Source organism: Thermodesulfobacteriota bacterium, from assembly GCA_040753795.1.
Taxonomy (GTDB): Bacteria; Desulfobacterota; Desulfobacteria; order Desulfobacterales; family Desulfosudaceae; genus JBFMDX01.
Genome location: JBFMDX010000003.1, coordinates 291334 through 313075, shown reverse-complemented (window position 1 = coordinate 313075; position 21742 = coordinate 291334). Strand labels below are relative to the sequence as shown.

Below are 21742 nucleotides of genomic sequence, written 5' to 3'. Positions count from 1 at the left end.
TATGCGATTTTCGGTTATCGGGTTGGGAAAACTGGGCGCCAGCATGGCCGCCGCCATCGCCGACCGCGGTTTTGAAGTGGTGGGCGTGGACGTGAACAAAAAGGCCGTGGACGCGGTCAACGCCGGTCTTGCCCCCATACAGGAAACGCGGCTGGAAGAGACCATCGCCAGGAATGGGTCACGGATCAGGGCCACCCTGGATCACCAGGAGGCTATCGTCAACTCGGACCTGTCCTTTGTTATCGTACCCACTCCCAGTGACGAGAACGGCGCCTTTTCCCTGCAATACGCCAGATGGGCGTTTCGCGAGATCGGCCGGGCGCTGGCGGTCAAGAAGGGCTATCACAACGTGGTGCTGACCAGCACGGTACTGCCCGGCTCCACAAGGTACGGCCTGCAGCCGATTCTGGAGAGCGAGTCCGGGAAAACCTGCGGGAAGGACTTCGGCTTATGTTACAGCCCGGAATTCATCGCCCTGGGCAGCATTCTCCATAATTTCCTGAATCCGGATTTTACGCTTATCGGTGAGTTTGACAGCCGCTGCGGCAGTCAGTTGGAGGAGTGCTATGCCCAGATCATGGAAAACAAGCCGCCCTGCAAGCGGATGAGCCTGGAAAACGCCGAACTGACAAAAATTTCAGTCAATACGTTTGTTACCGCTAAAATCGCGTTTGCCAACATGCTGGCGGAATTGTGCGAAAAAATCCCCGGAGGGGATGTGGATGTCGTAACCGATGCGCTCGGAGCCGATTCGCGTATCGGGATGAAGTATCTAAAGGGCGGCCTCGGTTACGGCGGCCCCTGCTTTCCCCGCGATAACGTGGCGCTGGGTTTCATTGCCCGCGAACTGGGCGTGAAGGCATCTCTGGCGGAAACCACCGACCAGTCCAACCGCCATATCCCGGAGCGGCTGTTCCGACAGATAAAGAACCTGGTCAGAAAGGGGTCGACGATCGCGATTTTGGGGCTGGCCTATAAACCGATGAGTCATGTGATTGAAGAATCCCAGTCGATTGCGCTGGCAAAATCACTGGCCGGCTCGGGCGAGCGGGTTATCGGCTTCGATCCGCTGGCGGGTGAAACGGCAAGGGCGGAACTCGCCTACGACGCCCTGGTCCTGGATTCTCTGGATACCTGCCTGGAACAGGCCGACACGGTTCTGATTACAACACCGGATCCGGTATTTAAGAAATTGAAGGCCGCGGATTTCCGGCACCGGCCGGTGACGGTGGTTGATTTCTGGCGCATACTGGACCAGGAATTGTCAGGCGTTTCCGGGATAACCTATGTTCCGGTCGGTCGCAGTGTGAGCGACGCGGCCAATGCGGCGCAGCTTCGGCAAATATGGGGGAATGACAAGAAATAGCGGTGTTGATCATTAATCGGTAGACGGTAAACGAGGAAATCGCGAAATGGCAGATCTGAAGCGGGCGCTGGTTTGCGGCGCCGGGGGTTTTATCGGTTCTCATATGGTGATAAGACTGAAGAAGGAAGGTTTCTGGGTTCGAGGGGTAGACCTGAAATATCCTGAATTCAGTGCAACGGCGGCCGACGATTTTTTAATCGGTGACTTGAGAGATCCCTATGTCTGCCGCAGCGCCGTTGATCAGCGGTTTGACGAGGTCTTCCAGTTCGCGGCGGATATGGGCGGAGCGGGATATGTATTTACCGGCGAGAAGGATGCCGATATCATGCACAATTCCGGTCTGATCAATTTGAATATGCTGGATGCCGTATTGAAAAGAAACACCAGAAGAATTTTTTATTCGTCATCGGCGTGTATTTATCCCGAGTATAATCAGCTTGATCCGGAAAACCCCAACTGCGCCGAAGACAGCGCCTACCCGGCTGCGCCGGACAGCGAATACGGCTGGGAAAAACTGTTCAGCGAACGGCTGTATTTGAGCTTCCACAGAAATTACGGCATTGAATCGAGAATTGCCCGATACCACAATATTTTCGGCCCCGAGGGCACCTGGGAGGGCGGCAAGGAAAAAGCGCCCGCAGCCATGTGCCGGAAAGTGGCGGAATGCCCGGATGGGGGGCAGATCGAAATGTGGGGGGACGGCTTACAGACCCGGTCCTTTTTATATATTGACGAATGCCTGGAGGGAACCCTCAGGCTGATGCGGTCGGATTGGACCGGGCCGGTCAATATCGGCTCCGATGAAATGGTCTCCATCAATCAACTGGCGGAAATGGTGATGAAGATCGCCGGTAAAACTTTACGTATCAAACATGTCCCCGGCCCCCTCGGCGTCCGGGGAAGAAATTCTGACAACCGCCTGATTGAAAAACGGTTGAGCTGGAGACCGACACAGCCGCTGGCGCGGGGAATGGCCGAAACCTATAAATGGATAGACGCCCAGGTAAAAAGGAAAGTACGCGACCGGTCCTGACATCAATTCAAAACAACCTCCGCGACGGCCGAAGCAACACATTCCTGAGTCGGGCCAGGCGGTTTTTCTTTACTATTTTGATGTTGTGATGTTGAGCAGGGGGAATGATTGACCGTTTGTCCTGTTTGCGATTCCCGATCCAGAATTTTATGGATGGATTTATACGATGACCGTTACGGCTTCCCGGGTTTTTTCGAGTTAAGACGTTGCGATAATTGCGGGCACGTTTTTCTACCCAATGATTTTTCGCCCGACCAGTTGTGTGAATTGTATTCACGCTACTATCCCCGGGCGTCTTTTAATGTGGATGAGTATACGCCGCACAAGAGGCTTCGCGGATTCTGCGGTTGGTTGAACGGAGATGCCAGCGCCGCCTTTCTCTGGGTTCCTCCCCATGTAAAAGTTCTCGATATCGGCTGCGGGTTCGGGCAATCCCTGGGATATCTGCAATCCCGCGGATGCGAGGTGTACGGCGTGGAGGCGGATGACAATATCCACCGCGTTGCTGAAAAGTTCGGTTTTAAAGTCCATCTGGGTTTGTTTGACCCTGATGTCTATGAGCCGGGGTGCTTTGATTTTGTGACTATGAATCAGGTCATTGAGCATGTCACCGATCCGGGGAAGATGTTGCGGGGAGTGGCGCGGATTCTAAAATCGCGGGGAGGAGTCGTCCTGACCACACCCAACATTCAGGGCGCGGGTGCCAGAATATTCGGGAAAAAATGGATTAACTGGCATGCTCCCTATCACCTGCAGTTTTTCACAAGAGAGTCCATGCGCCTGGCCGCGGCGCGGGCAGGACTGCGGCTGGTATGTATGCGGACGATGACCTCATCCTCATGGCTGCATTATCAGTGGGCGCATCTGGTTACCTGCCCCCCCCCGGGTACCCCTTCTAAATTCTGGGCGGGCTGGGCCGTCGGGAAAAGATCCGAAATTGACGGGCGCATGAAATTTTTATTGAAGATGCTCGGGCTGCTGCATCAGGGTAAGCTTAACCATGTGCTGACGCGGTTGTCTGATGCCGTGAATATGGGGGATAATTATCTTTTTATTCTGGAAAAAATATGAGCCGGCGTGTTTATATCCTCTTGCCGGTTCATAACCGCAGGGAAATCACTCAGCGTTTTGTCGATTGCCTGAAAATCCAGACGTACCAGAACTTTCATCTGGTATTGCTCGACGATGGGTCCGCTGACGGCACGGAGGCCATGACGCGGGCTTTATTGGATCCGGGGAAGCTCACGGTCATCCGGGGTGAGGGAAACTGGTGGTGGGCCGGGAGTCTGCAGCAGGGGATTAACTGGTTGAGACGGCTTCGGCCGGACCCCTCGGACATTATTCTGATGATCAATGATGATGTCGTTTTTCAGGAGGATTTTCTCGAAAGAGCCCTGGCCGAAGTGCAGCAGAGGCGAAAAACTTTATTACTGGCAAGAGCGCTCGATGAATCAACGGGAATAATTTCAGAAACCGGCGTCCATGCCGATTTCCGGTACATGAGTTTTACGGCGGCGGATTCACCGGAAAACATCAACTGTCTTTCAACCAGGGGATTGTTTTTAAGATGGGATTCTCTTGAAGACATCGGAGGCTTTTACCCGCGGTTGCTCCCCCATTACGGTTCCGATTATGAGTTTACCATGCGGGCCTTGCGGAAAGGCTATCATTTGCTCACGGATCCGGATGTTTACCTGATTCCCAATCCGGTTACGACAGGAGTCCGTAATATCGCCGAGGATACGGACGTGCAGGGTGTTCTCAAGACCTTATTTGCCAAGAAAAGTGTCATGAACCCGATTTATTTGACCGCGTTCGTTTTTCTGGCTTTCCCGGTCAGATGGATTCCCTTGAATCTCTTTAAGATTTGGGCCCGTGCCGGACGGAATATTTTTAAAAGCATAAAGGGGCAAACGAGAAAATGAAGAAGTTACCTTTAGCCCCTATTGTTCTGTTTGTTTATAATCGTCCCGGGCATACTCGGCAGACCGTAGAATCCCTTCAGAAAAATGAACTGGCCCGGGAAAGCGATCTGTTTATTTTTTCAGACGGGCCGGGAACAGAAGCAGACGGAGAGAATGTTAAAGAGGTCCGCAGCTATATCCGGACAGTCGCCGGATTTAAAAAGATTACAATCGTTGAGCGTGAAAAAAACTGGGGACTGGCGGATTCGATCATCGATGGCGTCACCCGGGTCGTCAATGCCTATGGCCGGGTCATCGTTCTTGAGGATGATCTGGTGACCGGCCCCTTTTTTTTGCGGTTTATTAATGAAGCGCTGGCGCTTTACAAGGATGAAACAAGGGTCTGGCACATTACCGGATACATGTTTCCCATTGACGCTACCGGCTTGCCGCAGACCGTTTTTTACAGGTGCCCGACTACTCTGGGCTGGGCAACCTGGCAACGGGCATGGAAACATTTTCGACGGGACCCTGCCGCGGTGATCGCCGAATTTTCTCCCCGGGTGATCAAACGTTTCAATCTGGATGGCTGCTGTAATTTCTGGGATCAGGTCATGCTCAATTACTACGGCGGGATGAGAACATGGGCGGTATTCTGGTATGCCGCGGTTTTCAAGCAAGGCGGTTTGTGCCTTCATCCTGTAGAAACCATGGTTCAGCATATCGGATATGATGATGGCACCCATTTCAAGCGGGTTAAGCGTCATGATCCCCATCCATCTCTTTCCCCCATTACGTATTTTGAAACCGATCTGACAGAGAAGAAAATTTTTATTAAGCGGCTGAAAGCCTTTTACAAACAAAACAAAAGACCGCTGTGGAAGCGGGTGGGCCCCAGAATACGATCCATTTTTTTCCAGTACTCCCTCCGGCTTCGCCGATTGTTCTATTTGCGGCAGTGAATTGACCGATCACTTGCCAGGGCTGCTTTCTTAAGCCAGCCAGGTTTTTAACGGAACGACTTGGAGATTTCATGCGTGTATTGCACATCAACACGTCCGACGTGAACGGCGGAGCGGCCCGCGCGGTATTCAGGCTGCACCAGGCTTTACTTCAGCATGGGGTAGACTCCCGGATGCTGGTGCAGATCAAAGGCAGTGATGACCCGGCTGTTTCGGGGCCGCTGACGAAACTGTCCAGGGGGATCGGCTACATTCGGCCGACGGTGGACCAGTTGCCCTTGAAATGGTATCCCAAAAGTGGCCAGGGTTTTTTTCATCCGGCCGTTGTCCCTTTTTCCGGCATTCATCACCGGATCAAAGAGATCAATCCGGATGTGGTCCACCTGCACTGGATCACGGGCGGATTTCTCCGCGTCGAAGATCTGGCTCACATCAAACGGCCCGTCATCTGGACTTTACACGATATGTGGGCGTTTACAGGGGGATGCCATTACGACGATGATTGCGGCAAACATGCCTCTCTCTGTGAATCATGCCCTATGCTCGGGTCCTTCAAAAAAGATTTGAGTACACGCGTATTTCTTAGAAAATTACGGGCATATAGTAAGTTACAGGATATGATTATTGTATCCCCCAGTCGTTGGCTGGCTGCTCTTGCCCGGGACAGCAGGCTTTTGAAAAATAAACGCATTGCCAACATCCCCTATACCGTTGATCCACACGTTTTCCGGCCGATACCAAAGTCATTGGCGAAAGAAGCGATCGGTCTGCCGAAAGCGGCTAAAGTCGTGCTGATAGGCGCTGATAAAGTTTTGCAGGATCAGCGCAAGGGATTTTCCAAGCTTTGCCAGGCGCTGTCCGAGATTAAATCCGTTAATATGGAGCTTGTCGTTTTCGGCGCCGGGAGGCCGCAACGGGATTTCCCGTTTGATTTTCCCGTTCATTATCTGGGAAAACTTCATGATGACCTGGCCTTGAAGGTTGCCTATAATGCCGCGGACGTGGTGGTAGCGCCAAGCCTCCAGGAAAATCTTTCCTGTGTGATTTTAGAAAGCCTGTCCTGCGGCACGCCGGTTGTCGGATTTCGAATCGGCGGCAATGCCGATATGATAAGTCATAAGTGGAACGGCTATTTATCGGAGCCCTATGACCCATCCGATTTGGCGCGCGGTATTATCTGGGCACTGGAACACCCGGATCCGGCAGCCCTTTCCCAACACGCCCGAATGCGGATTGTCGATAATTTCAATGCCGGGCATGTCGCGGACCGATACATTGAATTGTATCAGCAAATATCCGTTAAGAATTAACGCCAAAGTTTCATAAACGTAAGTTGATGATCTCGCCTCTGATAACCGTCATCACCGTTAGCTTCAATGCCGAACGGTATATTGAACAGACTGTTAAAAGCGTGTTGGCCCAGACGTGGCGGCCTGTTGAATATATTATCGTGGATGGCGGATCAATGGATGGTACGCAATCCATCATCAATAGATATCGAGACCATTGCGCTCATGTCGTTATGGAAAAGGATGACGGAATAGCCGACGCGATGAATAAAGGCCTGTCCCTGGCAAAAGGTGATTATGTCATCTTCCTTCATGCCGATGATTATTTTATTAACGACCATTGTTTGCGCGATGCAATCGCTTTTATGGATGAGAACACCGATATCCTGGCCTGCCGTATCCAGTTCGGAAAGCGACAAAAAGTCTTCAAACCAAGGGGCTTTAATTTTTGGATGTACTTGAAAACCGGTGTGTATCACCAGGGGGCTTTATGCCGTCGATCGCTCATCAACAGGCTGGGAGGCTTTGATAAACAATTCCGGGTTGTCATGGATTATGACTTCTTTCTTCGTGCCTACAGGCATGGTGTCAGGCTTGTCAAGGCCCCTCTCATTCTGACCCTGATGAGGGATGAAGGAATCAGTACGCGGCAAGACTGGAAAAGTATGAAGTTACGGTTTGACGAAGAAAGAAGAGTGCATACGAAGAATACCCGTTCGCCGTTTTTCCGATTTTTATATAAAGTATACTGGAATTTTTATCTTCCTTACAGGCAGTTAGTTTATACGATAAAGAACGGCAAGCGGCCCTTGAACTTTTGGAAATAGGAATGCGTATTCTGGTCCTCAGTAAGCGCCAATACACGAATCGGGATTTGATCAACGACCGGTTTGGCCGATTGTGGGAATTGCCGATGGCGCTTGCTTCATCCGGGGATAATATCACGGGGGTATGCTTAAGCTATCGCCGCCGCGATGAGGGCAGTCATGTCGATGCCCAGGGCGGAGGCCGGGTCACCTGGCATAAATTAAACATCCATCGTCTATTGCCATGGGGAGCCAGAAATTATTGGCGCACAATAGACGAAATCGGCAGAGATGTTCGCCCTGATGTGGTCTGGGCCTGCTCTGATTCGTTGCACGCGGTTTTGGCCGTCAATATCGCCAAAAGGCTCGGTTCCCCTCTTGTTATTGACCTGTATGACAATTTTGAAAGCTTCACGCTGACGCGCCTGCCAGGCATGACAACGGCTTTTCGCCGGTCACTGAGTCAGGCGGATGGCATCACCTGTGTCAGTCATCCATTGGCGGAATACCTGCGCGACAGAAGTTTATGCCGGTGCCCGATTGAAGTTATTGAAAATGCCGTACCCGAAGGACTGTTTTACCCGATGGACAAGTCGAGTTGCCGCAGGGAACTGAACCTTCCGGCGGATGGCTTTTTGATTGGTATGGCCGGCGCTATTTCCCGCTCACGTGGCGTTAATTTTCTTTTCCGGGCGTTTGAACAGTTTTCCATGGAAAGGCCTGACGCCCATCTTGTTCTGGCCGGCGTTCGCGACAAGGGGTTGAGCCTTCATCAACATCCCCGTATCCATTACCTCGGGATCCTGGCGCCGAAAGTTGTGCCGGTTTTTTTATCGGCTCTCGACATGACGGTGATCTGCAACCGGGCATCAGCTTTTGGCAACTATTGTTTTCCACAGAAATTTTACGAGGCCATTGCCTGCGGCGTACCGATGATAGCCGCACGGACCCGTGTCATGCGAGACGTGCTGAAAGACTATCCGGGCAATATGTTTGACCCTGAAAATACGGATAGCCTTCTGGTGGCTTTGCGCCGGCAGGCAGCCAGGCCTGTTAAACTGCAAATTCAAGTTCAGACATGGCCTGCACGGGCCAGGCAGTTAAAAAAATTTTTTGAGCGTGTATCAGGGGCGAGATAGCTATCGCTGCCTGAAAAGGTTGTATTTGATGATTACCCAGATGGCCCGGAAGCCGTCTTTCCAGTTAATCTTTTTCCCCTGTTCGTATGTCCGGCCATAATAGGAAATCGGAACCTCATAAACGCGCAACTTTTTTTTGGCGATTTTGGCGGTAATTTCCGGCTCCACGCCGAACCGCGCTTCCTCAATGGTGATGCCGGACAGGGCTTCCCGGGTGAATACCTTGTAGCAGGTCTCCATATCGGTCAGGTTCAGATCGGTGAACATGTTGGACAAGAGCGTCAGGAATTTGTTGCCCAGATAGTGCCAGAAGTAAATCACCCGATGGGATCCGTATCCGGCAAACCGAGATCCGAAAACCACGTCCGCTTTTCCGGACAGGATCGGTTTCAGCAGGATGGGATACTCCGAGGGATCATACTCCAGGTCGGCGTCCTGGATCAGGATAATGTCGCCGCTGGCATGGCTCAGGCCCGTCCGGATAGCCCGGCCTTTGCCGCCGTTTTTATCATGATAGGCGCGGACCAGTCCCGGATAATCGAGGGCGGCCAGTATTTCACGAGTGCCGTCGGTGGATCCGTCATCGACCACGATCACTTCCTTCCGGTAGGGCACGGAAAAGACGACCGCCAGGCTTTCCCGGATGGTGGCCTTTTCGTTATAAACCGGCATGACGATACTTAACAGCGGATCATCCTTTATGGGCTGATCGATATTCATGGATGTTATTTGCCTTTCAGATCTTTGTTGGCTTCCATGTCGAACCACATGGCAAAAAGCGTAAACTGGCTGGCGCTGATGAAGGCGAACAGGGCGGCCAGGGCGTTGATGGGGGGAATGTGGCTGGTGGCATACCATATCCAGAAGAGCCGGGCGAAGAGCGCTATGCTGGTGGCACCGAAAACCACTCCCATCATATAGAAAAAGATAAGGGGATGAAAATCTTTTATGATATACTTTTCTTTCATCCGCCAGAAAAACCGTTTAAACAGTAACCAGCTGATAGTGAACATGACTTTTTTTACCTTCAGCCCCGAGGTCTCTCCAATATTGTATATCGGTTCGACCGGCACGTCCGCCACCCTGAAGTTATAGGTATTTAAAATGATCAGCAAATCATTCGGCTGCCCATAACGTTGGTACATCTGGTCCCAGTCGATGGTTTGCAGCGCCCTTTGGGTGATGGCGGTATATCCCGACTGGAAGTCAGAAATATGCCAGTACCCGGATACAATTTTTGTCAACAGTGACAGGAAGGCAATTCCATAAAACCGCAGGGGAGGCATCTGGGCGAACGCTTTTCCCGAGAAAAACCGGTTTCCCTTGGCGTAATCCGCTGTTCCTTCGGCGACAGGGTCGAGCAACGCGGGGAGATCTTCGGGATTCATCTGGCCGTCCCCATCCATGCGCACGGCAATATCGACGCCCCTGTCTATGGCCCACCTGTAGCCGGTGGCCAGTGCCCCGCCGCAACCCATGTTTTTCTGATGCCGAATGAGACTGATCCGCGAGTCCAAAGCCGCAATGCGTTTGACGACTTCGGATGTCTGATCAGGGCTGGCGTCATCTATCACGACAATTGAATCGATAAAATCCGGGATACTTTCCAGAACTCGCTGGATTTGCCTGGCTTCATTGTAGGCCGGAATAACGACACAGACGGATTTTTGTTTATACATGGGCAGTAGTTGCTTCTTGAGTTTAAAAATAATCTATATTATTTTAATTTTAATTTTATATTGATAACAGAAAAAGTTTCAAGGCTTTTCTTTTTCATGTAGCCATCTCCTGAACAACTCATGTTTTTCAAATACCTTCAAAACAACTTAACCCCTGCCGCGCTGATTCAGCAATTCAATAACGCGCGATCACTGACGCTGCAGACTTTTGACTATGTGACAGGATATCGCCTGAGGTCTTACTCCCCTTTTGTCGTTTTTCCTGAATTCGGAATCGCTTTTTTAGCGGTCCCGAGGGCAGGGTCGACTTCTCTGGAGTTTTCTCTTCTTCCTCTGCTTGGCAATGGATTGAATTTTCAATCGGCCCGCTATGTCCATAAATTCCGTCATTATATGCGCAGCTGTAAGGCAGGTGAAGTGGCGACAACATATACCAATTTTTTTAAATTTACATTTGTCCGGAACCCGTGGACCCGGCTATACTCCTGCTATCTTACCCGCGTACTGAATAAGCCTAATCGATATTTCCGTCATTTCAAATTGGACCAGTCAAAAAATTTTGAGGATTTCGTCGCCCGAGTCTGTGACATTCCCGACGCATATGCTGACCCGCATTTTATTTCGCAGGACTATTTATTAACCTATAAGGGTGTTTTCCTCCCGGATCAGGTATATCGGTTTGAAACATATTCGAGGGATTTTGAAGCAGTCCGGAAAATCATTGAAGACAGGACCCGTATCAAGTTGTATGACATCCCTCATTACTACCAGATGAAATCCGACGAGTATGTCAGGGCATACACGACCAAGCTGGTCGATCGGGTTGAAAAACGCTACCGGGCCGATTGCATCAGATTCGGGTATGTTTATCCCGGTTGACAGGAATATCCTCAGGCGATCAGCATGATCCGGATATCCATCACATTGGTCCCGGTAGGGCCGGTGATCAGGAGACCGCCGGTCTGGCGGAAAAAGGCATAAGCGTCGTTATTATCAAGATACGCGCGGGGATCAAGGCCCAGCGCCGTCGCCCTCCTGAGAAGGTCACGGTGAATCACGGCGCCGGCGGCGTCGGTCGGGCCGTCAGTGCCGTCGGTACCGCCGCTTAACATGACAATGCCGTCCGTTTCCGCGATATCGCCGGCCACGGCCAGGCAGAATTCCTGATTTCTCCCGCCCCGTCCGCTCCCGCGGAGGGTAACGGTTGTTTCCCCGCCCGATAGAATACAGGCCGGAGGCCTGACGGGATTGCCGCTGAGCCGGACTTCCCTGGCAATGGCGGCATGCATCCTTGCTATTTCCAGGGTTTCCCCTTCAATCAAAGTCGAGAGAATTACCGGTTCGTATCCCAGTTGCCGTGCCCGATCCCGTGCCGCCAGGATGGCTTTCATATTATCCGCGCAGATCAGGTTGCGGGCTCGGGCCAAAACCGCATCCCCCGGCTTGGGCGTTTCCGCCAGTCTTCCGGCCGCTCCGGAGTCAATATGGCGGCGGACGGACTCGGGCAACCGGTTGGCAATGCCGTATCGTTCGATCATCCACTGACAGTCCCGGTACGTGCCCGGGTCCGGAGCGGTCGGACCGGAAGCGATGACGGCCGGGTCATTGCCCACCACGTCGGAAATCAGCAGCGAGACCATTGTGGCCGGAAAGGCGGCTTTGGCCAGCCGGCCGCCTTTGATGGCGGAAACATGTTTTCTCAATGTGTTGATTTCGTGGATGGAGGCCCCGCAGGCCAGTAGAAGGCGCATGGTCTCCTGCTTGTCTGCCAGAGAAATCCCCGGAGCAGGAAGCGGCAGCAGAGCGGAACCGCCCCCTGAAAAGAGGCCGATGATCAGATCCCTCTCCGTTGCCTGGCGGACCAGTCGAAAAATTTCACCGGCGCCCTTCTCCCCGTTTTCATCGGGGAGGGGGTGCCCGGCTTCGATCTGTTTGATTTTCGACAGGGGCCGGGTGTGACCGTATTTAACTACAATGACCCCCCGGGTCAGATCGTCGTGCAAGAGCCGTTCCATGGCTGCGCCCATTGGGGCCGACGCTTTTCCCGCGCCGACGACATAGATGCGGTCAAAGGCATTCAGACGGTAAATATGGTCGCCGATGGTCAGCCGGTCGCCGGCGCGGCCGCAGGCAGCGGAAACGCATTCTTCCGGATCGACGGCCGCAACGGCGGCTTGAAAAATTGCTCTGGCGTCCTCTTCCATGACGTCTATGGATTTTGCCTGCGCGTTCATTGCGACGCCTCCACCCGGAAATTCCCGGCCTGATACGTCGATTGCCGCGGCACTTGGCCCGGCAATCGGGACTCAACCCGCCGGGTTGTTTTCTTGACATCCGGACACTGTTAACCGTACAGTAAAAAGCAGCGGATGTATAGATGATTGCATGGCAAGAGGATAACCAGACAATGGCCCAGGCTGTTTTCCCGGGGGATGGCATGAGTGGTGAAAAAGAGAAGGCGGCGCTGCTCAAGGGAGAGCTTCTGATCGCCGTGCCGACCCTGACGGATCCCCATTTTTCCCGGACGGTGGTCTGCGTCTGCGAATTCTCCGCCGAGGGTGCCCTGGGAATGGTGGTCAATCGGCCTTACTCCGCGTTATCCGCAAAAGACCTTTTCGATGAGTTGACCATTCAATACAGGGAAGAGGCCGCCGGCCTGCCGGTGTATAACGGCGGTCCGGTCAATGTCGGGGATGTGTTCGTGCTGCATGGTGAGCCTTTTGGCTGGGCGGGTTCTCATCGCGTCAACCCGCGGCTGGCGCTGACCAATACCCGGGATATCCTGGAGGCCATCGCCGGGGGCAGGGGGCCGGAATCGTTTCTGATCATACTGGGGTGTTCAGGCTGGGCCGGCGGTCAGCTGGAAATGGAGTTGAAGTCAAACATCTGGTTGACGGCACCGGCTGACGAGGCCATCCTTTTCCATACCCCTCCGGATCAGCGATGGGCAAAGGGGCTGGAGTTGATCCATATCGATCCGGCGTTTCTTTCGGGAACGGCCGGGAATGCTTAATGCCCCTGTTTAGAAGATGCCGCCGTTGATTTTTTTTCAATGGCGGGTTCCTGTTTCTGGAGGCCGATCTTTTTTTTCTTGGTGCAGCTGCCATCCGGGCGCGAAAAAGCGCACAGGTTGGGGTTGTAGTATTCTTTGCAGTTTAGAGGATTTGAGAGCGGGCACTGGGGCTTTTTCGGTTTCATAGTCTCTTTGTATCCCATTCTAAATGATACTAACATAAGCCCGGGCGGAAAACAAGGGAGGGCGGGTAACGGCTTGTCTTTTTAGCGCAGCCCGTATACAGTATCGGCCATAATGGCCAGGGCAGTCGGATATCGAGCCGTTTTGACGGCTTTTTTTGTGCCTGACCCGGGGCGAATGAAACGCCGGAACAGGCGCAGAATGGCGTGAGCAGTGGAGTCGGATGATGGAAACTTACCAGGCGATGAAGGACAGGCTGAGTGAACTGGCTTCTTCGCTTCTGCAGTTGATTGTTGATGTGAAGGGGGTCTCCGGCCGGGTTGACGGGTCTCTGACATCCTGGGAAGACATATGCCGGGGGGTGCTTGCCCGGGTCGCCGAAGATACCGTGCGCGTGGCGGTCGTCGGTCCGATCAAATCCGGCAAGAGTACGGTGGTGAACTCCTTTTTCAAGGGGGATTATTTAAAACGGGGCGCCGGCGTGGTGACATCCATGGTTACCAAGGTCCGCGGCAGCGGCCGTCTGGAAGCCGTGCTTGATTTCAAAACATGGGATGAAGTCAATGAGGATATCGCGCGCGCGGTGATCATGTTCCCGTCGGTACATTTTTCCACCGGTCAGGTGGCCATCGATATCCGTCGGGACGATATCCGTCGGGAACTGGCCAGGGGGCTGGCGGCGCTGCCCCGGGAGTATCTGATTGCCAGGGACAGCCGCAATATCAACAGCGTGCTCCTGGCCAACTACCTGGAAGGGTATGAGACGGTGCGCGATCTTCTGTCCGGGGAGATCAGGACGCTGCGGTTTGACGGCGACCAGTTCGCCCGGCACCGGGATTTTGTCGGGTCCGATCATCTGGCGGTCTACCTGAAGGACGTTCATATCGGCATTGACTCCGTCGACATGGATTCCGGGATTGAAATTGCCGACTGCCAGGGCAGCGACTCCCCCAACCCGCTGCATCTGGCCAAAATCCAGGATTATCTGCTGGTAACCCATCTGATCGTTTATGTGATCAGCAGCCGGACCGGTGTCCGCCAGGCGGACATCAATTTCCTGAACATGATCGTCCGCATGGGCATAGCCGGGAACCTCCTGTTTATTGTCAATTTTGATTTCAACGAGCATGCCACCCTTGACGGCCTTGAAGCCCTGGTAAAACGGATCCGGGACGAGGTGTCGCTGATTCTGCCGGATCCGGAAATGTACGTTTTTTCAGGCCTTTATAATTTGCTGACGGGACAGAAAAAGGAGGCCATCAGTGAAAAAGAGGCCAGAATGCTGGAGCAGTGGGATCTGGAGCAAGATTTTGTCGCCTATTCGGAAAAAGGAACACGGTCTTTTGAATCATCCCTCTCCCATATCCTGAATAAAAAGCGCTATTCATTGCAGCTGAAGAATCATGTCGGCCGCCTCGGGCTGGTAACCGCCGGCCTTCAGCAGTGGGCCTCCGTCAACCTGGATGTCCTTGCCCGGGACGAGCAAAGCGCCACTGAGACCCTGGCGCGGACGGCCCGGCACAAGACAAAACTGGAACAGGCCGGCGTTCTTTTGAAAAGCACGCTGGACGGCTCATACCGGAAACTGGAAAAAGACCTGCGCACGGAAATCGACCGTTTTTTTGACCCCCGCACGGGCCCTGTCCTGCCGGATGTCATTAATTTTATCAGAAACTGGAAAGCGGACCCGGGGAAATATGAAAGCTGCCTGGCCACCGCCGGTTTTTCCGGCACGCTATATATGATTTTCCAGGACTTTCAGCAGACGCTGGACACGTTTATGGCGGAAACCATCAACCCCCAGATCATGGGATTCATTAAGCAGCTGGAAGGGGAAATCGGCGGTTTTTTTGAAGGGATCGCCGCTTCTTACGACCTGATGGCCCGGGACGCCATCGCGGCCTATAAAACCGGTATGGCGGAAATGGGTGTGCCCATGAGCCCGGACAGCAAGGCCGGCATCCGGGCAAGGGACCTGGCGCTGATAAAAAATCAGCACGGCATTCATCTTCCGCCGGCTGACTTTATCATGAACTACACCCGTAAAATCCGTACGGAAGCGGTCATGCGGATGGGGGTTTATTCATTGACCAGGCTTCTGAAAAAAGCGGCCAGCCGGCTGATGAAAAAACCGTTTCAGGAGAATCGGGCGGGAGAACTCCGTGCCCTGAAACACGGCCTTGCCCGGATCAAGGCCGATACGGAGGAGACCGTGGTGTTCCACTTCAAGAGTTACCGGGAAAACATCAAATTCCAGTATGTCTTCAAGCTGGCCAAGGCGGTGGCGGAAAGTTTTCATCAGGAGGTCATGGACCGGTTTCATATCTACAGCGCCGATATTTCTCACTTGAGGGACGCCGTGTCCGAAAAGCGCATTGACAAAGGCCAGTTGTCTGCCATATTAAATAGGACAAAACAGGCCGCCGCCGACGCCGGAAACGGTATCCGGCAGTTGGGTGAAGGCCTTGAATCGATTGAGCTTAAACAGGAGAACCGGCAGGAGGGGTAATATGGCGGACGGAGGAACCAGGATAATTGCCGTGGCCAATGAAAAGGGCGGGGTGGGGAAAACCGCCATGGTGGTTAATCTGGCCGCGGCCTTGTCTCTGGAGGATAAGCGGGTCCTGGTCATCGATATGGATCCCCAGCACAATGCCACCATCGGTCTCGGCATTAAGGTTGATGAGGGGGTGCCGACGGTTTACGACCTCATTGCCGGAGACGACCCTCCGGACGCGCGCCAGGTGATCCGTCCGACCCGGTGGGAGAATCTGGAATTGATTCCCGGTCATGTGGATCTGTCCGGCGCTGAAATCGAACTGGCCGATGTCCCCGGCCGGGAACAGAAGCTGGCGGCGGCCATGTCCGATGTGGCCGGCGACTATGATTTTATTCTGGTGGATACCCCTCCCACCCTTTCCCTCCTGACGATCAATGTGTTCGCCTTCGCCGGCGAGGTGCTGGTCCCCTGCCTGACTCATCCCTATGCCCTGGCCGCTCTGGAGGACCTGTTTGACACCATCGACAGTATCAGGGAGGGGATTAACGCGGATATCCATATTACCGGGATTGTTCCCACTTTTTACGATCAGCGTACCCGTTTAAGCCGGACCATGACGGAACGGCTGCAGAACGACGAACGGTACGCCGGCTATCTTTTCGACTCGATTATTCGCAACAACACGGCCGTGGCGTTAAGCTCCGACGTCGGCGAACCGGTTGTGTTCTTCAGAAAAAACAGTTACGGGGCCTGGGATTACAAGCGCCTGGCAGAAGAGCTGCTGGCAAAAGGGTAGAGGAGGCACTGATGATTTACAATATTGAATATGAAACCATGCCCAGGGAAGCCCTGGCGTCCATCCAGCTCCTGCGCCTGCGGACGACGCTGGAGCGGGTTTACGCCACGGTTCCCTTTTATAAGAAAAGTTTTGATCAGGCCGGGGTCAAGCCCGGGGATATCAAATCGCTGGATGATCTTCAGCGGATTCCCTTCACCACCAAACAGGATTTGCGCGACAACTACCCCTTCGGCCTGTTCACCGTGCCCATGGATAACGTGGTGCGCATCCACGCCTCTTCCGGAACCACCGGCAAACCGACGGTGGTGGGTTACACCGCCCGGGATATTAATACCTGGGCTGAACTGATGGCGCGGGCTCTGGCCGCGGCCGGCGCCTGGCGCGGGGACATCGTTCATAACGCTTACGGTTACGGACTGTTTACCGGCGGGCTGGGAGTGCATTACGGCGCCGAGAAACTGGGCGCGTCCGTCATCCCCGTCTCGGGCGGAAACACCAACCGTCAGATCATGATCATGAAGGATTTCGGCCCGACCATTCTGACCGCGACCCCGTCCTACACGCTCCATCTGGCGGAGGTGGCCCAGGAAATGGGGATTTCATTCCATGACCTGAAATTCAAATCCGGCGTGTTCGGCGCCGAGCCCTGGTCGGAAAACATGCGCCAGGAACTGGAAGCCAAACTCCATTTGAACGCCATCGATATTTACGGGCTGAGCGAAGTCATGGGGCCGGGGGTGGCCATTGAGTGCCTGGAAGCCAAAAAAGGGCTGCATATTTTTGAGGATCATTTTATCGCCGAGGTGATTGATCCGAAAACCGGCCGGCGGCTGCCGGAAGGCGAAAAAGGCGAGCTGGTGTTTACTTCCCTGACCAAGGAGGCTTTCCCGGTGATTCGTTACCGTACCCGGGATATCACCGCGCTTCACTATGAACCCTGCGTCTGCGGCCGGACCCATGCCCGCATGGATCGCGTCAGCGGCCGGACCGATGACATGCTGATCATCCGCGGCGTCAATGTGTTCCCGTCGCAGATTGAAAGCGTGCTGATGGAAATGAAGGGAGTCGAACCCCATTACCAGCTGGTGGTCGACCGGAAGGACAACCTGGATGTACTCACCGTCAACATCGAAGTGGGCGAGAAGATCTTCTCGGACGAGGTACGGGTGCTTCAGGAAATGGAGAACAAAATCGCCAAAAACATCAAGGAGTATCTGGGCGTTTCCGCCGCCGTCAGGCTGGTGGAGCCGAAAACCATTGCCCGCAGTGAAGGCAAAGCGGTAAGGGTTATCGATAAACGTAAGATATAACCGAGGGGGAAATATGCGTGTTGAGCAGATATCCGTTTTTCTGGAAAACAGGACCGGGCGCCTGGCGGAAGTGGCCTTCATTTTGAGCCAGGCGGGTATCAACATCCGGGCCCTGGCGCTGGCCGATACCTCCGATTTCGGGGTTTTGCGCATGATCGTCAATGACACGGAAAAGGCCCTGGCCGTACTCAAGGAGAACGGGTTTGCCATCGGCAAGCATGACGTCATCGCGGTGGAGGTGGTGGACCAGCCCGGCGGACTTCACCGGATCCTGGATCTGTTGAGCCGTTCCGGGGTCAATGTGGAATACATGTACGCTTTTGTCCGCAACAGCGGGGAAAACGCCGTCATGATTTTCCGGTTCGACAATACCGAAAAGGCGATTCAGGCCCTGAAAGACAATCAGATCCCGATAATAGACGGGAAGAAGGTCCACTCGCTTTAAGCCGGTGCTGCCGGTCCTCTTCCGCCGTCAATCGCTGTCAGCCGTCTTGTTCCCGGGCGGGCGCGTGTTCTGTTTTACCGGATAAGTTTAGGCACTTGACGAAAAAAAAAATTTAAGGCATAATTATAAAAAATAAAAGGGTGAGGGATAACCATGTCAGAACTGACACTGAAGTTCAAAGATAATATTATCAGTCAGATTTCGCTGAAAGATAAAAAATCGTTTCTTATCGGCCGCCGGAAATCAAACGATCTGGTAATCGAAAATCTGGCTGTCTCCGGCACCCATGCCAGAATCGAACGGCTGGAGAACGGTTACGTATTATCTGATCTTCAGAGCAAAAACGGCACCTACGTCAACAAAAAGCCGGTCACCACCTGTCTGCTGAAAAACGGAGACCTCATTCAGATCGGGATGCATACCCTCGTTTTTACCGATAAGAAGAGCGCCCCAGCCAAAGCCGACAAGAAAAAGTAGTGATCCGGCCCGCTTTCCCGCGGGAAAACGCCTTCCCGTCTTTATCCGCCGGGTGAGAGCGGGCAATGCCCCGGTCATCCGGCGCGTTTGCCTGCCATGAATTGACTTATTGGTTTTTGAGCCGGCTCATCAGGCTCCCGTTTAACTCCCTGAGCTCCAGCCTTTCCTGCTCCAGTTTTTTTATCCGGGCGACATATTCTTCCATCTTTTCGGCTGCCTCCTGTTGCAGGACACTCTCTTTTTTTTCAAATGAGGCTTTCAGCTTTTCCTCCGCCGCCTTTATCCTCTGTAACTCCTCCGCCGCTTTCGTCCGGGCGACCGCCAGAACCGCTTCGGCCTCCTTGATTTTTGCAGTGTATTGCTGATCGTTTTTTATTTTTGTGTATTTCCTGAACCAGATAAAAGCCGCCGCCGTCACTATCAGGAGCGTGATGATCAGCAGGAGCAGGAAACCGGATGAAACCAGCAGCGCGGCAACGCTGGCCATAAGTTGGGGCAGCAGCTTCATCACTTCGCCCCAGGCAACGGCAATGCTCCCGGATACCTGGCCGACGGCGGCGTTTCCGGTCGCGTATCTCTGATACAGGTAATGCCCGGCATGAGCGCCGGTGATTCCGATAAGAAGCCAGATCAGCCTGCTGATGGTTGCTCGCATTAGCCCCTCCCTTTTCAATTACGGCATCCGGGTAATCAACTCCGGGTAGTTGGTGAAAACGCCATCGGCACCGAATGCTTCCAACCGGCGGATGTCCTCCAGCGTGTTGGCGGTAAACACAAAGGCCGGGCAACCCCTCTGGTGTATTTTCTCAATCATTTCCGGGGTTGCGTATGAGATGTCAAAATGGATTGAGTATGGCCGGACGTCTCCCAGGTCATAGCGAATTCGTCCGCCCTTCAGGTTGGGCGAGACGCGGATTTCAGGGCAGAGCCTGGCGGCCTGTCGGAGTTGCCGGTGCTCGAAGGACGACAGCAGAAAATCGTCGTACCGCCATCCCCGCCTCCGGACGTAATGCGTCAGCAGTTCGCAGACCGGCGCCGCGGTTTTCGGCCCCTTAAGTTCAATATTGATCTTCACCTTCCTCGCGGCGGCTTCCAGCACTTCGGACAGGAATGGAATTTTTTCTCCGTTTCCGGCGTCCAGACTTCTCAAGTAGTCCAGGCCGCGCCGGGTCACGTAACCCCGTCCACTGGTGGTGCGTTCCAGGCGATGGTCGTGAATAACCAGCAACTCCCCCCGCACGGCATACACATCCAGTTCAATCCATTCCGCTCCGAGTTCCACCGCTTTTCTGAAGGCGGCCAGGGTGTTTTCCGGCGCATGGCCGCTGGCCCCCCGATGGGCAAAGCATATCAGTCGTTTTTTCATCACTTGTACTTTCTGACGCTGGTGGCACTGGTCCGATAAACCGCGGCATAACGGACATTTTCCTTGAACCAGATCGGCGCGGCCGCGGCCATCAGCAAAGGGGGAGCCGTTATGCCGGACCGATCCTGTGGTGACGCATTCAACAACCGGTCCAGTTCCGATAGTTGCGGAGTGAACGGGGACGGCGTCTCCAGCTTCACATCCAGTCGTTTCTGCGCCAGAACCTGATTCAATGACTCGACCATCGCCTGTTCCGACACCGCATGGTTTTTCCCGATACCGGCCCTTTCCGGGGGAGGGCCGGGGCAGCATTCTTCTGTAAAAATTGCCTCCACGGGGATGCCCTTGTCTCTCAAGGTGTTGATCACGGGCAGGTCTTTTTCTCCGGCGGCCATAACCAAGGCCGGCCGGGCGCTGACATCTTTTTTCGGGCGGCGGTCCTGGCTGAATACCCGCTTGCGAATGGTATAGATGTCGTCATGGTAAAACGCCGCCATCTCCTCCTGGCATGCGGCCGCGGGCAAATGCCGCGCGTCCCGGAGGACGAAGAAATTCCGGACGTTTTTTAACTGCTTTTCCAGAATCACGAGAAACGCAGCGGCCGAATCGTGATCCACCTTGACGCCGAGCAGGAACATGCTTTCATTTCCTTGTTTCGTTGCCGCCTATCATAAATGACAGGCAAAGGCCGCGTAAACAGGAAAATGGTCGGAAGGGTAAATACCGTCGACATTGTCGGTGATGACCGCTTTTCCCGTCACCTCAAGATGATGCCGCCAGAGGATCCAGTCCACCTGATCGCCCACCGGCCGGCCGGTGAACTTGTGAACCGTACCGGCGTGAGCATCGGCAAAAACATCATCAAACGGATCCGTTGTCAGGTCGCCCGGTTCGGTTAACAGCCGGTGACAACCGGCGCCCGGAGAGGCGTTGAAGTCACCGGCCAGCAACTGGGGTGTCGGATCAGGAGAAAAATTCGAAAGGCGGTTTAAGATAATGCGGGCGCTTTCCCGCTGGACATGATCGGCAAAGTCGAAATGGGTGTTGGCGCAGGTGATGTCATGCCCCTCACGCCTGAATCTGCCCATGACGCATTGCCGGGGCCAGCGGCTGTCCGCCATCCGGCTGGGAACGTCCGGCGTCTGGCTGAGAAAAAAGCGGTCCTGTTTTACGCACCGCCATTGGCGGTGGTAAAAAATCAGCACATCCTGCCAGAACGCCGGGGCCGGCGATCTTTCGCCGATCACCCCGTAATCCGGGAGCAGGGATTGGAAATAGGCCGCCTGAAAAGGATTGACTTCCTGCATGGCGATAAAATCAGGCCGCCGGGCAGTCAGCAGCGGAATAAAGGCCTGTTTCCGGGCATCCCAGTCGTGGGGGCCGCCGATATCCGCCAGGCCGAAACGCACATTGACCGTCATTAAAGAGAAGCGGAGTCCGGTTTTTTTCGCGGCAGAAGTCATGGCAGAGC

23 protein-coding genes are annotated in these 21742 nt (G+C 53.9%); 15 read left to right on the top strand and 8 right to left on the bottom strand.

Translation table 11 applies throughout. From position 1 onward, the window contains the following. Position 1 precedes the first annotated feature (1 nt). The 8 genes from AB1724_06310 to AB1724_06275 all read left to right on the top strand — a co-directional run bounded on the left by AB1724_06310 (position 2) and on the right by AB1724_06275 (position 8499). Positions 2 to 1366, top strand: a complete 1365-nt coding sequence (locus tag AB1724_06310) for a nucleotide sugar dehydrogenase (GenBank protein MEW6077402.1) — start codon at positions 2 to 4, stop codon at positions 1364 to 1366. 55 nt (positions 1367 to 1421) lie between these two features. Then, complete coding sequence (locus tag AB1724_06305; GenBank protein MEW6077401.1) at positions 1422 to 2399, top strand: NAD-dependent epimerase/dehydratase family protein; 978 nt, start codon at positions 1422 to 1424, stop codon at positions 2397 to 2399. A gap of 153 nt (positions 2400 to 2552) precedes the next feature. Further along, positions 2553 to 3470: a class I SAM-dependent methyltransferase gene (locus tag AB1724_06300; protein ID MEW6077400.1), complete on the top strand. Its 918-nt coding sequence runs from the start codon at positions 2553 to 2555 to the stop codon at positions 3468 to 3470. Continuing rightward, entirely contained in the window at positions 3467 to 4324 is an 858-nt protein-coding gene (locus AB1724_06295; protein ID MEW6077399.1) for a glycosyltransferase, read from the top strand. The genes AB1724_06300 and AB1724_06295 overlap by 4 nt, the downstream gene beginning before the upstream one ends. Beyond that, a complete protein-coding gene (locus tag AB1724_06290; protein MEW6077398.1) occupies positions 4321 to 5265 on the top strand; it encodes a sugar transferase in 945 nt (314 codons plus the stop codon). The genes AB1724_06295 and AB1724_06290 overlap by 4 nt, the downstream gene beginning before the upstream one ends. A 71-nt stretch (positions 5266 to 5336) precedes the next feature. Then, positions 5337 to 6575 carry a glycosyltransferase family 4 protein gene (locus AB1724_06285; GenBank protein ID MEW6077397.1) on the top strand — a complete coding sequence of 413 codons (1239 nt, stop codon included), beginning with the start codon at positions 5337 to 5339 and terminating at the stop codon, positions 6573 to 6575. 26 nt (positions 6576 to 6601) lie between these two features. Then, entirely contained in the window at positions 6602 to 7381 is a 780-nt protein-coding gene (locus AB1724_06280) for a glycosyltransferase family 2 protein (GenBank protein MEW6077396.1), read from the top strand. Between the two features lie 2 nt (positions 7382 to 7383). Then, positions 7384 to 8499: a glycosyltransferase family 4 protein gene (locus AB1724_06275; GenBank protein MEW6077395.1), complete on the top strand. Its 1116-nt coding sequence runs from the start codon at positions 7384 to 7386 to the stop codon at positions 8497 to 8499. Here AB1724_06275 and AB1724_06270 read toward each other — a convergent pair whose 3' ends face one another. Both AB1724_06270 and AB1724_06265 read right to left on the bottom strand, forming a co-directional pair. Next, entirely contained in the window at positions 8500 to 9219 is a 720-nt protein-coding gene (locus AB1724_06270; protein ID MEW6077394.1) for a glycosyltransferase family 2 protein, read from the bottom strand. It abuts the gene before it with no gap. Between the two features lie 5 nt (positions 9220 to 9224). Beyond that, a complete protein-coding gene (locus AB1724_06265) occupies positions 9225 to 10178 on the bottom strand; it encodes a glycosyltransferase family 2 protein (protein ID MEW6077393.1) in 954 nt (317 codons plus the stop codon). A 120-nt stretch (positions 10179 to 10298) separates the two neighbouring features. Between AB1724_06265 and AB1724_06260 the strand changes: the two genes are divergently transcribed. After that, complete coding sequence (locus AB1724_06260; GenBank protein ID MEW6077392.1) at positions 10299 to 11057, top strand: sulfotransferase family 2 domain-containing protein; 759 nt, start codon at positions 10299 to 10301, stop codon at positions 11055 to 11057. Between the two features lie 11 nt (positions 11058 to 11068). Here AB1724_06260 and AB1724_06255 read toward each other — a convergent pair whose 3' ends face one another. Continuing rightward, positions 11069 to 12412, bottom strand: coding sequence for a glycerate kinase (locus AB1724_06255; protein ID MEW6077391.1), 1344 nt, complete (start codon positions 12410 to 12412; stop codon positions 11069 to 11071). A gap of 143 nt (positions 12413 to 12555) precedes the next feature. On the opposite strand from AB1724_06255, the gene AB1724_06250 reads away from it, so the two are divergent. Continuing rightward, positions 12556 to 13191, top strand: coding sequence for a YqgE/AlgH family protein (locus AB1724_06250; protein ID MEW6077390.1), 636 nt, complete (start codon positions 12556 to 12558; stop codon positions 13189 to 13191). Here the strand turns inward: AB1724_06250 and AB1724_06245 are convergent. Further along, entirely contained in the window at positions 13188 to 13376 is a 189-nt protein-coding gene (locus AB1724_06245; protein MEW6077389.1) for a hypothetical protein, read from the bottom strand. The two genes, AB1724_06250 and AB1724_06245, sit on opposite strands and share 4 nt — an antisense overlap. 221 nt (positions 13377 to 13597) lie before the next feature. Here AB1724_06245 and AB1724_06240 point away from each other — a divergent pair, with 221 nt between their 5' ends. The 5 genes from AB1724_06240 (at position 13598) to AB1724_06220 (ending at position 18905) form a co-directional block, all read left to right on the top strand. Continuing rightward, positions 13598 to 15883, top strand: coding sequence for a dynamin family protein (locus AB1724_06240; GenBank protein MEW6077388.1), 2286 nt, complete (start codon positions 13598 to 13600; stop codon positions 15881 to 15883). Between the two features lies 1 nt (position 15884). Then, positions 15885 to 16670 (top strand): AAA family ATPase, encoded by a 786-nt coding sequence (locus AB1724_06235; GenBank protein ID MEW6077387.1) that lies wholly within the window; start codon positions 15885 to 15887, stop codon positions 16668 to 16670. A gap of 11 nt (positions 16671 to 16681) precedes the next feature. Then, positions 16682 to 17983, top strand: a complete 1302-nt coding sequence (locus AB1724_06230) for a phenylacetate--CoA ligase (protein ID MEW6077386.1) — start codon at positions 16682 to 16684, stop codon at positions 17981 to 17983. A 13-nt stretch (positions 17984 to 17996) separates the two neighbouring features. Then, positions 17997 to 18428, top strand: a complete 432-nt coding sequence (locus AB1724_06225) for an ACT domain-containing protein (GenBank protein MEW6077385.1) — start codon at positions 17997 to 17999, stop codon at positions 18426 to 18428. Between the two features lie 153 nt (positions 18429 to 18581). Beyond that, entirely contained in the window at positions 18582 to 18905 is a 324-nt protein-coding gene (locus AB1724_06220) for an FHA domain-containing protein (protein MEW6077384.1), read from the top strand. Positions 18906 to 19011: 106 nt separating this feature from the next. On the opposite strand, the gene AB1724_06215 is transcribed toward AB1724_06220, so the two are convergent. Genes AB1724_06215 through AB1724_06200 form a run of 4 tightly spaced genes read right to left on the bottom strand, consistent with a single transcriptional unit; the run spans position 19012 to position 21734 of the window. Further along, complete coding sequence (locus AB1724_06215; protein MEW6077383.1) at positions 19012 to 19560, bottom strand: hypothetical protein; 549 nt, start codon at positions 19558 to 19560, stop codon at positions 19012 to 19014. An 18-nt stretch (positions 19561 to 19578) separates the two neighbouring features. Next, on the bottom strand, positions 19579 to 20271 hold the full coding sequence (locus AB1724_06210; GenBank protein ID MEW6077382.1) for a glycerophosphodiester phosphodiesterase family protein: 693 nt from the start codon (positions 20269 to 20271) through the stop codon (positions 19579 to 19581). Beyond that, the gene (locus AB1724_06205) at positions 20271 to 20909 is read right to left on the bottom strand and encodes a hypothetical protein (protein MEW6077381.1); all 639 of its coding nucleotides are present in this window, start codon (positions 20907 to 20909) and stop codon (positions 20271 to 20273) included. The genes AB1724_06210 and AB1724_06205 overlap by 1 nt, the downstream gene beginning before the upstream one ends. Before the next feature lie 30 nt (positions 20910 to 20939). Next, positions 20940 to 21734, bottom strand: a complete 795-nt coding sequence (locus AB1724_06200) for an endonuclease/exonuclease/phosphatase family protein (protein MEW6077380.1) — start codon at positions 21732 to 21734, stop codon at positions 20940 to 20942. Positions 21735 to 21742: the final 8 nt, after the last annotated feature.

Bases quoted from the DNA above. Each gene is read 5' to 3' on its own strand.
- AB1724_06310 (MEW6077402.1), top strand. From the start codon at position 2: ATGCGATTTTCGGTTATCGGGTTGGGAAAACTGGGCGCCAGCATGGCC.
- AB1724_06300 (MEW6077400.1), top strand. From the start codon at position 2,553: ATGGATTTATACGATGACCGTTACGGCTTCCCGGGTTTTTTCGAGTTA.
- AB1724_06295 (MEW6077399.1), top strand. From the start codon at position 3,467: ATGAGCCGGCGTGTTTATATCCTCTTGCCGGTTCATAACCGCAGGGAA.
- AB1724_06290 (MEW6077398.1), top strand. From the start codon at position 4,321: ATGAAGAAGTTACCTTTAGCCCCTATTGTTCTGTTTGTTTATAATCGT.
- AB1724_06285 (MEW6077397.1), top strand. From the start codon at position 5,337: ATGCGTGTATTGCACATCAACACGTCCGACGTGAACGGCGGAGCGGCC.
- AB1724_06280 (MEW6077396.1), top strand. From the start codon at position 6,602: ATGATCTCGCCTCTGATAACCGTCATCACCGTTAGCTTCAATGCCGAA.
- AB1724_06275 (MEW6077395.1), top strand. From the start codon at position 7,384: ATGCGTATTCTGGTCCTCAGTAAGCGCCAATACACGAATCGGGATTTG.
- AB1724_06270 (MEW6077394.1), bottom strand. From the start codon at position 9,219: ATGAATATCGATCAGCCCATAAAGGATGATCCGCTGTTAAGTATCGTC.
- AB1724_06265 (MEW6077393.1), bottom strand. From the start codon at position 10,178: ATGTATAAACAAAAATCCGTCTGTGTCGTTATTCCGGCCTACAATGAA.
- AB1724_06260 (MEW6077392.1), top strand. From the start codon at position 10,299: ATGTTTTTCAAATACCTTCAAAACAACTTAACCCCTGCCGCGCTGATT.
- AB1724_06255 (MEW6077391.1), bottom strand. From the start codon at position 12,412: ATGAACGCGCAGGCAAAATCCATAGACGTCATGGAAGAGGACGCCAGA.
- AB1724_06250 (MEW6077390.1), top strand. From the start codon at position 12,556: ATGATTGCATGGCAAGAGGATAACCAGACAATGGCCCAGGCTGTTTTC.
- AB1724_06245 (MEW6077389.1), bottom strand. From the start codon at position 13,376: ATGAAACCGAAAAAGCCCCAGTGCCCGCTCTCAAATCCTCTAAACTGC.
- AB1724_06240 (MEW6077388.1), top strand. From the start codon at position 13,598: ATGATGGAAACTTACCAGGCGATGAAGGACAGGCTGAGTGAACTGGCT.
- AB1724_06235 (MEW6077387.1), top strand. From the start codon at position 15,885: ATGGCGGACGGAGGAACCAGGATAATTGCCGTGGCCAATGAAAAGGGC.
- AB1724_06230 (MEW6077386.1), top strand. From the start codon at position 16,682: ATGATTTACAATATTGAATATGAAACCATGCCCAGGGAAGCCCTGGCG.
- AB1724_06225 (MEW6077385.1), top strand. From the start codon at position 17,997: ATGCGTGTTGAGCAGATATCCGTTTTTCTGGAAAACAGGACCGGGCGC.
- AB1724_06220 (MEW6077384.1), top strand. From the start codon at position 18,582: ATGTCAGAACTGACACTGAAGTTCAAAGATAATATTATCAGTCAGATT.
- AB1724_06215 (MEW6077383.1), bottom strand. From the start codon at position 19,560: ATGCGAGCAACCATCAGCAGGCTGATCTGGCTTCTTATCGGAATCACC.
- AB1724_06210 (MEW6077382.1), bottom strand. From the start codon at position 20,271: ATGAAAAAACGACTGATATGCTTTGCCCATCGGGGGGCCAGCGGCCAT.
- AB1724_06205 (MEW6077381.1), bottom strand. From the start codon at position 20,909: ATGTTCCTGCTCGGCGTCAAGGTGGATCACGATTCGGCCGCTGCGTTT.
- AB1724_06200 (MEW6077380.1), bottom strand. From the start codon at position 21,734: ATGACTTCTGCCGCGAAAAAAACCGGACTCCGCTTCTCTTTAATGACG.